This is a genomic window from Corynebacterium sp. CMW7794 (assembly GCF_001563605.1).
Classification (GTDB): Bacteria; Actinomycetota; Actinomycetes; order Mycobacteriales; family Mycobacteriaceae; genus Corynebacterium; species Corynebacterium phoceense.
This window is the reverse complement of record NZ_KQ961734.1, coordinates 19,086-29,918: the sequence shown is the minus strand read 5'-3', so window position 1 is coordinate 29,918 and position 10,833 is coordinate 19,086. Positions and strand designations below refer to the sequence as shown.

The 10,833-nt window shown below is 62.9% G+C and carries 10 protein-coding genes and 1 tRNA gene; 8 read left to right on the top strand and 3 right to left on the bottom strand.

What is annotated here, in order from left to right:
- Positions 1 to 32: 32 nt before the first annotated feature.
- Positions 33 to 117: transfer RNA gene (locus HMPREF3227_RS06040), tRNA-Leu, on the bottom strand.
- A gap of 194 nt (positions 118 to 311) precedes the next feature.
- Between HMPREF3227_RS06040 and HMPREF3227_RS06035 the strand changes: the two genes are divergently transcribed.
- The 8 genes from HMPREF3227_RS06035 to crgA all read left to right on the top strand — a co-directional run bounded on the left by HMPREF3227_RS06035 (position 312) and on the right by crgA (position 9,631).
- Positions 312 to 1,142: a DUF3662 and FHA domain-containing protein gene (locus HMPREF3227_RS06035; RefSeq protein WP_066511203.1), complete on the top strand. Its 831-nt coding sequence runs from the start codon at positions 312 to 314 to the stop codon at positions 1,140 to 1,142.
- Between the two features lie 32 nt (positions 1,143 to 1,174).
- Positions 1,175 to 1,624 carry an FHA domain-containing protein FhaB/FipA gene (locus HMPREF3227_RS06030; protein WP_066492831.1) on the top strand — a complete coding sequence of 150 codons (450 nt, stop codon included), beginning with the start codon at positions 1,175 to 1,177 and terminating at the stop codon, positions 1,622 to 1,624.
- Positions 1,621 to 3,072 (top strand): PP2C family protein-serine/threonine phosphatase, encoded by a 1,452-nt coding sequence (locus tag HMPREF3227_RS06025; RefSeq protein ID WP_066511198.1) that lies wholly within the window; start codon positions 1,621 to 1,623, stop codon positions 3,070 to 3,072. Before HMPREF3227_RS06030 ends, HMPREF3227_RS06025 begins: the two co-directional genes overlap by 4 nt.
- Positions 3,073 to 4,422: an FtsW/RodA/SpoVE family cell cycle protein gene (locus tag HMPREF3227_RS06020; RefSeq protein ID WP_066492827.1), complete on the top strand. Its 1,350-nt coding sequence runs from the start codon at positions 3,073 to 3,075 to the stop codon at positions 4,420 to 4,422.
- Complete coding sequence (locus tag HMPREF3227_RS06015) at positions 4,419 to 5,855, top strand: peptidoglycan D,D-transpeptidase FtsI family protein (RefSeq protein ID WP_066492826.1); 1,437 nt, start codon at positions 4,419 to 4,421, stop codon at positions 5,853 to 5,855. Before HMPREF3227_RS06020 ends, HMPREF3227_RS06015 begins: the two co-directional genes overlap by 4 nt.
- Positions 5,856 to 5,861: 6 nt before the next feature.
- Positions 5,862 to 7,292 carry a serine/threonine-protein kinase gene (locus HMPREF3227_RS06010; protein ID WP_066511188.1) on the top strand — a complete coding sequence of 477 codons (1,431 nt, stop codon included), beginning with the start codon at positions 5,862 to 5,864 and terminating at the stop codon, positions 7,290 to 7,292.
- A gap of 48 nt (positions 7,293 to 7,340) precedes the next feature.
- On the top strand, positions 7,341 to 9,284 hold the full coding sequence (pknB, locus tag HMPREF3227_RS06005) for a Stk1 family PASTA domain-containing Ser/Thr kinase (protein WP_066492814.1): 1,944 nt from the start codon (positions 7,341 to 7,343) through the stop codon (positions 9,282 to 9,284).
- Between the two features lie 77 nt (positions 9,285 to 9,361).
- Entirely contained in the window at positions 9,362 to 9,631 is a 270-nt protein-coding gene (gene crgA, locus HMPREF3227_RS06000) for a cell division protein CrgA (protein WP_066492811.1), read from the top strand.
- 230 nt (positions 9,632 to 9,861) lie between these two features.
- Here crgA and HMPREF3227_RS12855 read toward each other — a convergent pair whose 3' ends face one another.
- Both HMPREF3227_RS12855 and HMPREF3227_RS05990 read right to left on the bottom strand, forming a co-directional pair.
- On the bottom strand, positions 9,862 to 10,254 hold the full coding sequence (locus tag HMPREF3227_RS12855) for a hypothetical protein (protein ID WP_077210025.1): 393 nt from the start codon (positions 10,252 to 10,254) through the stop codon (positions 9,862 to 9,864).
- A gap of 3 nt (positions 10,255 to 10,257) precedes the next feature.
- Positions 10,258 to 10,452 carry a toxin HicA gene (locus tag HMPREF3227_RS05990; RefSeq protein ID WP_066492808.1) on the bottom strand — a complete coding sequence of 65 codons (195 nt, stop codon included), beginning with the start codon at positions 10,450 to 10,452 and terminating at the stop codon, positions 10,258 to 10,260.
- Between the last annotated feature and the right edge of the window lie 381 nt (positions 10,453 to 10,833).

Below are 10,833 nucleotides of genomic sequence, written 5' to 3'. Positions count from 1 at the left end.
TCCGGTGGTGCAGTTTGTTCAACTGCTCACTGTGCCCGGGGCGGGACTTGAACCCGCACGTCCTATAAGGACACTGGCACCTGAAGCCAGCGCGTCTGCCAATTCCGCCACCCGGGCAGGGTTTTGATATGTCTTGGCGACTAAATAAAGATAGCACGGGGGTTAGTGTTTTTAACAAATCCGCAGGCACAGACCAAAAAATCCCCAGCGTGTCCGCACGGTTCTTCGTTGGATCTGCCCATTGCCCCTATACTTAGGCACGTTATTTGATAATCCATTACAAGTCACAGTGGTAAAGGAGGTCCGCGCCAATGGGAATCATGGGCAGGCTCGCAAAGCTTGACTCCGCCATGCAGCGCGGACTCGACAACGGCATGGCGTTCGTCTTTGGCGGCCGCGTCGTTCCCGCAGAGATCGAGGAGCTCCTCAAGCAGGAAGCCCAGGACAATCTCACGCGCGGCGACGACGGGTTGCTCTACGGACCCAACGTGGTCACCGTCGCGGTGAGCTCCAAGGATATTGAGAACTTGTCGCGCGACGCTGACCTTCCCGAGCTCTTGGCGGACCAGCTGGGGCGCTTCATGCGCAACAAAGGCTGGGCGCTCGCCGGACCCGTCATCGTCCGCATCGCGGAGGAGTCGGGACTACGCACGGGACAGCTGCGCGTGTCTTCTTTTATTGACCACGAGCCGGGCGAGGAAACCGGTTACGACGCCATTTTCCACGAGCCCACCCCGCAGGAGGGCGACTCTCAGGAGGACGAGATGACTGATCAGTACAACAATCCCGAAGCCGCAACCACGGCATTCCGTGCCGCGCGCATGCCGGACAATCCCGGCAGCGGCCCGAGCGTCAACCTGCTGCTGCAGGACGGCTCCTCGCGCACGTACCAAGTGCACGAGGGCTCGAATATTATCGGCCGCTCCACGGACGCGGACCTGCGCCTGCCCGATACCGGTGTCTCCCGTCAGCACGCGGAAATCACGTGGAACGGCCAGGACGCGGTGCTCGTCGATCTGCAGTCGACGAACGGCACGACCGTCAACGACACCCCCATTGAAAACTGGCTTCTCGCTGACGGCGATGTGATTACTATGGGGCATTCGCACATCGAGGTCCGTATCACGGGTCTCGATAACTAGATTTTCTTCAACTTCCAGGAAGGCGGCACCACGTGTCCTCCGTTGTATTGCTCGGACTGCGCATCGCAATCCTGGCGCTGCTATGGATTTTTATCCTGGTAGCCCTCAATGCCATGCGCCGTGACGCAAACAAGGCGGCGGCCGTGACGGCATCGGCAAGCCCGGCGCGCACGCCGCACCGCAAGGAGGCGGCGCACCAGATCTCCATCGTGGAGGGCCCGCTGCAGGGCTCCCACATGGCGCTAGGCACGCTCGAGGACCTGGTGCTGGGCCGCGCCAACGAGTGCGACTTCGTGACGGGCGATGATTACTCGTCCGCACGGCATTCGCGGCTTTTCCGCCGCGGCTCCGACTGGTTCGTGGAAGATTTGGAGTCCCGCAATGGCACGTTCGTCAACGGCGTGCGCATTGACCAGCCCGAACGCGTGGGCGTGGGCACGGATATCAAGATGGGTCGAACCACAGTAAGGCTGATGCCATGAAACTCAAAGTAACGGCCCTCTCCGACCGCGGCCTCGTCCGCGGCAATAACGAGGACTCCGCATACGGCGGCACGTGGCTGCTCGCACTCGCGGACGGCATGGGCGGCCACGCCGCCGGCGAGGTCGCCTCGCAGCTCATGATCACGCGCCTCGAGCGGATTGATAAGGACCCGGGCGGCAACGACATGCTGTCGATCCTGGCCGCAAGCGCCCGCGATGCGAACGTGGACATCAAGCGCCACGTCGACGAGCACCCAGAGACCGAGGGCATGGGTACGACGCTCAGCGCGCTCATGTTCAACGGCTCCGAGTTCGGCGTCATCCACGTGGGTGACTCCCGTGGCTACCGTCTGCGTGACGGCAAGATCGAGCAGATTACGAAGGACGACACCTTCGTCCAGTCGCTCGTGGACCAGGGCAAGCTCGACCCGGCGGACGTCTCGTCGCACCCGCAAAAGTCCCTGATTTTGAAGGCGTATACCGGCCACGACGTCGAGCCCACGCTGTTTATGCTCGACGCCAAGGTCGGCGACCGCCTTCTCCTGTGCTCCGACGGCCTGTCGGATCCCGTCACGGCGACCACCATCGAGTCCGCGCTCAAGCAGGGCAGCGTGGAGGATGCCGCACAGATGCTCGTCGAGCTCGCGCTGCGTTCCGGCGGCCCGGACAACGTGACGGTCGTTATCGCCGAGGTCGTGGAGGGCTCCAGCGAAGCTTCGTCCCCGCACCTCGTGGGCGCTATCGCCGGCGAGCTGCCGGAGCCCACGCATCCGGATTCCGCGGCCTCGCGGGCGGCGAAGCTTAACCGCGCCGTCCCGTCGACCACCGCACAGACCATGGCGCATGTCGGCGATAAGGACGGTGAGGGGGGCTCCGAGGATTCGGAGCCTGCCCCACGGGGCAAACTCGGCTGGATCGTGGTCTCGTCCATCCTCGTCGTCCTCATCGCCGTCGTCGCCGCCGGCCTGTGGGCGAAGAACGCCATGACGGACCGCTACTACGTCGCCACGGACGGAGAGATCACCGTCCAGCAGGGCACGGACTTCGAGCTCTTCGGCCGCGCGCTGCACTCCACCTACCAGCACGCCTGCCTCAACGAGAAGGGTGAGCTGGGGCTCAGGACGGCAGACTGCACGGGCGATTTTTCCCCGTTCACGCTCGAGGCCCTTCCGGCCTCGGAGCGCAGCGCGGCGGCCAACCTCGGCGCCGGCTCCTATGACGAGGTACAGGGACAGCTCGTGCGCCTGGCGGAGAAGACCCTGCCGGTGTGCGAGGCGTCGACAAAGCCTGCCGATGCCCCCAAGCGCTCGGCCTCGGCCACCCCGTCGGCTACCACGTCTGCTGCGCCGTCCGCTGCTTCGTCTGCTCAGCCGTCGTCATCGGCGGCTCCGTCGCCCACATCCACAATCCAATCTGAACCGGGAGTTAACTGCCGGGAGGTGAAGTAAATGAAGGCCCGTTTTCGCGGGACCGAGCTGGGGCTGCTGCTCCTCGCCACGGTCGTATTCTCCTTTATTCTCGTCGCTCTCGAACTCTCTCAAGGCAATTCACTCACCACGGAACTGTTCTATCTCATTGGCGGCTTCGTGGGCGTCTTCGCCGTCGCACACATAGCGCTCAGCTTCCTCGCGCCGTGGGCGGACCAAATCATGCTGCCCATCGTCGCCCTGCTCAACGGCATGGGGCTTATCATGCTTGCACGCCTCGACCTCGCCAATGGCTGGGGACTCGCGTCGCGCCAAATCATGTGGACCATCGCGGGCATCGTGCTCTTTGTCCTCGTCCTCGTGCTCCTCCGCGACCACAAATCGCTCACGCGATACTCCTACATCTTGGGTGCGCTCGGTCTTATCCTTCTCGCCCTGCCGCTCGTGTGGCCGCAGCCGCCGGATGCCGAAGCCCGCATCTGGCTGTGGCTGGGGCCCTTCTCCTTGCAGCCGGGCGAGCTGTCGAAGATCCTGCTCATCTTGTTCTTCGCCATGCTGCTCACGCAGAAGCGCTCCCTGTTTACCGTGGCGGGCTATAAGTTCCTCGGCGTCTCGCTCCCGCGCCTGCGCGATCTCGCGCCCATCCTCGTGGTGTGGGCCATCGCGATTGCCATCATGGGCATCTCCAACGACTTTGGTCCGGCCTTGCTCCTCTTCTCGACGGTGCTGGGCATGCTGTACATGGCCACCGGCCGCGTCTCGTGGCTGGCCATCGGTCTCTTCCTGGTCGCCATCGGCGCCTACGGCATCTACCAAATCTCGGACAAGATCCAGAACCGTTTCTCCAACTTCTTGGATCCTTTGGGCAATTATGATTCCGGCGGATACCAGCTCTCGCAGGCGCTGTTTGGCATGTCCTCCGGCGGCATCACCGGCACGGGTCTGGGCCAAGGTCACCCGGAAATCGTCCCCGTGGCGCACTCGGACTTCATCCTCGCGGGCATCGGCGAGGAGTTCGGTCTCATCGGTCTCGGCGCGGTGCTCATCCTCTTCGGCATACTGTGCTCCCGCGGCTTCCACACGGCGCTGCGCGTGCGCGACACGTACGGCAAGCTCGTCGCGGCGGGCCTCGCGCTCACCATCGCCATCCAGGTCTTCGTCGTCACCGGCGGCATCTCCGCACTCCTGCCCATGACGGGTCTCACGACCCCGTTCATGTCCGCGGGCGGCTCCTCTCTCATGGCTAACTACATCTTGCTGGGCATCCTGCTGCGCATCTCCAATTCCGCACGCAGGCCCGCGGTCGAGCACACCGCAGCGCAGTCCAGCGATACGTCCATGTTCCCGGCCGTCCAGGAGGCACACCGATGAACAAGTCGATCCGGCTCGCTGCGATCTTTGCAATCCTGTTGACCGCCATCCTGCTCGTGCGGCTCACCGTCGTCCAGGCTTTCTCCGATGAGAAGTATGCGGATAACCCCAAGAACCTGCGTGGCTTCTACGAAATGCAGACCACCCCGCGCGGGCAGATCTACTCCGGCGGCACCGTGCTCGCCCAGTCCACTGCGGACGCGGAGGGAATTTATACCCGCAGCTACCCGGCGGCATCGGCAGCCTACTCGCCCGTCACGGGCTACCTGTCCTCGCAGTTCGGCGCCTCGGGACTCGAGTCCTCGTATAACAACGTCTTGAACGGTACGGACGACTCACTCATGGGCCAGAACTGGCTCGACCAGCTCTCCGGCAAGCAGCCGCTCGGCGCGAACGTCGAGGTCACCATCGACCCGCAGCTCCAGCAGTTCGCGTACGACCAGCTCACGAACGCTGGCTACAACGGTGCGGCCGTGGCCCTCCAGCCCTCGACCGGCAAGATCCTCGCGCTCGCGTCCTCGCCGAGCTATTCCGCCGCGGACGTCACCAACGAGGACACCGGCGCGGACACGTGGGCGCAGCTCCAGGAGCAACCTGGCAACCCGCTCATCAACCACGCGACGCAGGAGACACTGCCTCCCGGATCGATCTTTAAAATCATCACCTCGGCCGCGGGACTCAACAACGGCTTCACGCCGGACTCGACGCTCACGGGCCAAAATTCGATCACGCTACCCGACAACGTGACGACGCTGACCAACTACGGCAACCAGATGTGCGGCGGCTCCGCGCAGGTCACGCTGCGCACCGCCTTCTCCCTGTCGTGCAATACCGCGTTTGTGGAGATGAGCGAGTCCATCGGCGCGGACGAACTGCGCAAGTACGCAGACGCTTTCGGCGTGGGCCAGGACTATGACTTGGGTGTCGACATGTCCTCCGGCACGCTGGGCGATCTCGCGGATGCCTCCGCCACCGCGCAGTCCGCCATCGGCCAGCGCGACGTCACCATGTCCGCGCTCCAAGCGGCAAGCATGGCCTCCACCATCGCCAACAAGGGTGTGCGCATGACGCCGTACCTCGTCAACAAGGTGACCAACGCCCAGATGGAAGACGTCACCGTCACCAAGCCCAAGGTCGCCGCCACCGCCATTTCCGAGGAGACCGCCGCAACCATCCAGGACCTCATGTTCGGCTCTGAGCAGGCCACCTACGGCTATGACGGCAACGGTTTTGCCTCGAAGACGGGCACGGCCGAGCACGGAGATGGACTTCCCCCGCACGTCTGGTACGTCGCCTACGACCCGGAGAAGGACATCGCCGTCGCCGTCGTCGTCAAGGACGGCGGCCACCTCGGCGAGGGCGCCACCGGCGGCCAAGTCTCGTCCCCCATCGGCCGCGCAATCCTGCGCGCTTACACCGGAACGGAGGGCTAGTCGCCCATGGAACAGGAACGCTTGCAAGAGCTCATCGGCTCCGATTACACCCTCCAGTGGGTCATCGGCCACGGCGGTATGTCCACCGTGTGGCTCGCGGATGACAACGTCCACCAGCGCGAGGTCGCCATCAAGGTGCTGCGCCCGGAATTCTCGGACAACAAAGAATTTCTCGGCCGCTTCCGCAACGAGGCACAGTCCGCCCAGCAGATCGACTCGGACAACGTCGTCGCCACCTACGACTACCGGGAGCTCAAGGACACGAACGGCGCCATGTTCTGCTTCATGGCGCTCGAATACGTCCGCGGCGAGTCCCTCGCGGACCTCCTTGCCCGCGAAGGCGCGCTGCCCGAGGCACTCGCCCTCGACGTCATGGAACAGGCCGCGCACGGTCTCTCCGTGATCCATCGCATGGGCATGGTCCACCGCGACATCAAGCCAGGCAACCTGCTCATCACGCAAAACGGCCAGGTGAAGGTCACCGACTTCGGCATCGCGAAGGCCGCGGCCGCTGTCCCGCTCACCCGCACCGGCATGGTCGTGGGCACCGCGCAGTACGTCTCCCCGGAGCAAGCCCAAGGCCACGCAGTGTCCCCGGCCTCGGACGTCTACTCGCTCGGCGTCGTCGGCTACGAGATGCTCTCTGGCAAGCGGCCCTTCTCGGGCGACTCGTCGGTGTCCGTCGCGCTCGCCCACATTTCCAAGGTCGCTGAGCCGCTGCCCACCACAATTTCCGCGCAGGCCCGCGAGCTCATCGGCATCGCGCTGCGCAAGGACGCCGCGCGCCGCTACGCGGATGGCAACGAGTTCGCGCTCGCCATCTCCCAGGTTCGTTTTGGCAAGCGTCCACCCGAGCCGGCCGGCGCTCCGGTTCCCGATATCGCCGAGCCGCCCTCACCCACCGCGTCGACGGAGATGCTCGCCAATGCGGCGCAGCCCACCACGACGCAACCGGCCGCAGTCGCGGTCTCAGAGAAAAAGCCCATCCTCCCCTGGATCCTCGGCGCCGCTGCCCTCCTCGGCGGCGGCATTTGGGCAGCGACGGCACTCACCGGCGGTGACGACGGCGAATCAACAGAGCCGACCTCCGCAGATCCCATCGTCGTCACGGAAACCGTTTCGTCGACGGAAGACGAGCAACCTGATCGCTCCACGGCTCCGGCAGCACCGACCAAGTCCCAACGCACGCCCACACACCGCACGCACGAGGCACCCACCGTGACGGAGACGAAGGCTCCGGCTGAGCCGCCTGCGGAGGAAGAGCAGAAGCCGCCCGCTCCCGTGGATGAAACGACGCAGGAGGAACAACCCGAGTTCACCACGCAAGCTCCCACAACCACGGAGGCTCCCAATACCGTGGAAACTGAGGTCAACCCATTAGACTCTTTAAGCGTTAACCCGACGCATTTCGCAACAAACCCCAGCGCGACTCTTTAATATGGCAAGTCACCGTTAAGGAACTTGTCAGGAAGGTATGCAGAAGTAATGCTCAATGACCGTTATTCGCTTGGCGAGGTCATCGGCTCCGGCGGCATGTCGGAGGTGTACGCCGCCGAGGACACGAGCCTCGGCCGCAGCGTAGCGGTAAAGATGCTGCGCCCCGAAATGGCACGGGACGTCAACTTCCGTGAGCGCTTCCGCCGAGAGGCCCAGAACTCCGGCAAGCTCAATCATCCCAATATCGTGCAGGTCTTCGACACCGGCGAGGACATGTCCTCCAATGTTGCCATCCCGTACATCGTGATGGAACGCGTCAACGGCCGCACGCTGCGCGACATCATCACCGAAGACGGCCCCATGACCCCGGAGGAGGCTGCGGAAATCCTCAAGCCGGTCGCGGACGCGCTCCAGGCCTCCCACGAGGCCGGCATTATCCACCGCGACGTCAAGCCGGCGAATATCATGCTCACCAACACCGGCCAGGTGAAGGTCATGGATTTCGGCATCGCTCGTGCCCTCGATGACTCGACGTCCGCCATGACGCAGACCTCCGCTGTCATCGGCACCGCGCAATACCTCTCGCCGGAGCAGGCCCGCGGCAAGACGGCGGACGCCCGCTCCGATGTCTACGCGCTCGGCTGCGTGCTCTACGAGTCCGTCACCGGCCGCACGCCCTTTGAAGGTGAGACCCCCTTCGCCGTCGCCTACCAGCACGTCCAGGAGGATCCGGTTCCGCCGTCCGAGTACATCGAGGAACTCTCCCCCACCCAGCGCGTCAATATCGACGCCGTCGTGCTCACCGCCATGGCCAAGCACCCGGCAGACCGTTACCAGTCCGCATGGGAGATGGCCGGCGATCTCGAGCGCCTCTCCCGCGGCGCCGTCACCCAAGCCGCGCGCACGCACATTTCCGCAGAAGACGACGCACCGACGACGATCACGCACGCGCCGGTCGCTTCGACGCGCCCCACGGGCACTGAGAAGTCTGGCTCCGGCCTCAAGTGGCTGGCTGCTCTGCTCGCCGCCGCGCTCATCGGAACCGTGGGCTACTTCGGCTGGGACTTTTACCAGAACTCCCGGGACCTCAAGCAGCAAGAAGCTGACCGCCGCGCCGAGGCCGCGCGCCAGGCAAACATGGTCATCATCCCCGAGGTCGAGAACCGCCCCCGCGCCGAGGTCGTCAAGGAACTCGAGGAGATGGGCCTGCTCGTCCAGGTAAACCAAGAGCCGAATGACGACGTCGCGCGCGACCGCGCCATCCGCATCAACCCTGCGGCAGGCTCGGAGTTGCAAAAGAACTCCACGGTCATCCTCACCGTGTCCTCCGGCAAGGAGATCACGGACGTTCCGGATATCACGGGCATGAACGTCGACGAGGCCACCCAAGCCCTCACGGACGCAGGCCTGGAGCTCGATGACACCGTCACCGAGGAATCCAATAAAGACATCCCTACGGGCCAGATCATCTCGCAGAACCCCGCGGGTGGATCCCAGCTGTCCAAGGGTTCCAAGGTCCGCATCACCGTGTCTACCGGCCCGGAGGATGTCTCCGTTCCGGATATAAAGGGCCTCAACGTCGAGGACGCCAAGTCCACCCTCGAGGGCCAGGATCTCAAGGTTCAGATCCAGATGGTCGACTCCACCAAGCCGGAAGGCACGGTGCTCTCCATGCCGGATACGTCGAACGCCAAGGCGGGCGACACCATCACCCTCCAGGTCTCCAACGGCATGCTCATTGCGGTGCCCGATCTCGTCCGCATGACGGAGTCCGATGCCAAGTCGGCCCTCAAGCAGTTGGGCTGGACCGGTTCGTTCACCAAGGGCGAGGTCGTCAACACGCCGGTGCCCACGGACGCTGGCCGCATCGCATGGTCCTCCGCCCAGTCTGGCCAAACCATCCGTAAGGACGCCGATATCCAAATCCGCGAATGGAAGTTCCTCAGCGATTTGGGCAACGCCTTCAACTCGGTTACGAATGGTGGCCGCTAAGCGTGAGCTAAAGCTGCTGGTACAGTAGTCGTATTCAAGGAAATAACTCCCACCGCACATCAAAGTGAAGGTACACCATGCCGAAGTCTAAGGTTTCGAAGAGCTCGACCCCTCAGGTCACGAGCACCTCAGCCAACCGCACCCCGGTCAAAATCAATAACGAGGGCACACCAAAGTGGTACATCGTCCTCATGCTGGGCCTCATGATCCTCGGCCTCGCCTGGATCATCGTCAACTACCTCGCCGGCGAGGATATCTCGTTCATGGCCGAGCTCGGCCCCTGGAACTATGGCATCGGCTTCGGCCTCGCCATCGTCGGCCTCCTCATGACGATGGGCTGGCGCTAACCGCCTCCCTGCCCTCTCACGGCGCCCTGGGAAACCCAGGGCGCCTTTTTGTGCTTTCCGATGCCCCCTCTCTCCTCACCGTCCCAGTGGCTCATGGTGTGAGCTGAAGCGTCGCCACAAATACGAATCATCCACCCCAAACCGCAAAAATACACAAACCACCACCACTCTCCAGACGCGAAGCGGCCAAGCCACGGAGTACTCCTGCTGCTTGCAGCTGCCGCGCATACTTAGGCAGTGCTGGTTTTCGCTTTGAGTATTTGCCCCACCCTGCCGTAGGTGATGCCAAGAAGGTAGGCGATATCGCGGTAGTTGTACCCACCATCCGCTAGCCGCCGAGCATGTTGCGACATATTGGCAAGCTCATGAGCTTCACGCTCGCGGATGGCGGCAAGTTGGTCGCGGGTAGCTTGAGCTTGTTGCTCTACTTCACCAACAAGGTCAAGATGAACGATAGCTGTTTCGGGCGAATCGGTAAGCTCCGGGAAAAGGGCGAGAGCGTCACGGATTTCTTCTTGAATCTGGTCAAGACGACGCGCCTGAACGATAACGCCAGGGTCTTCGACTAGCTGGGCAACCCACCAGTTCTCGCCGCGCTCAACACAGGCAGTAAACGTATTCATGTCCTACTGTTCCATTCCGATTTGCTTGTAGATTTTACGAGCCATGAGATTGTCAATCTCCTTATGGCGCCCCACGGTGGTGTACTTCTCGCCAACCCAGATTCGAGTATGGTTACCGCCCTCTTTAATCGTGAGCGTTTGACCCGTTCTTTTTGCAAAGTCGGCGATGTTTTTAAGAATGTCTTTCCGCTTCGTCACAACGATAGTATAGCAAACTAAACACTTTCAAGTATAGTCCGATATACTTACTTCCGATTGGGCTGACCAACTTCGGCTACTGCCGGTGAAGACAAAACATAGCAATGCAAATAGCTAGTGACATAGCAATTCCTATAGCTATTTGTTTAGCGTCACAGGTTGATGTGCTACTTGCAGCTACTGCGCGCGCCGCCTACGACCGCTCGACCGGCCGCACACCAATGACCGTACCGGCTTCCCCCCCTGGCAACCGTGATTCCCCTCGCCTTGCTGGGGGCCGCTGCGCTCGCGGCTGTGGTCGGCGTCCGTCGGCGACGTGCCTAGTTCGTCAAACAGCTTCGCGATTTCCGGGTTAGCAAGCAACTTTCCTCAATCGCATCA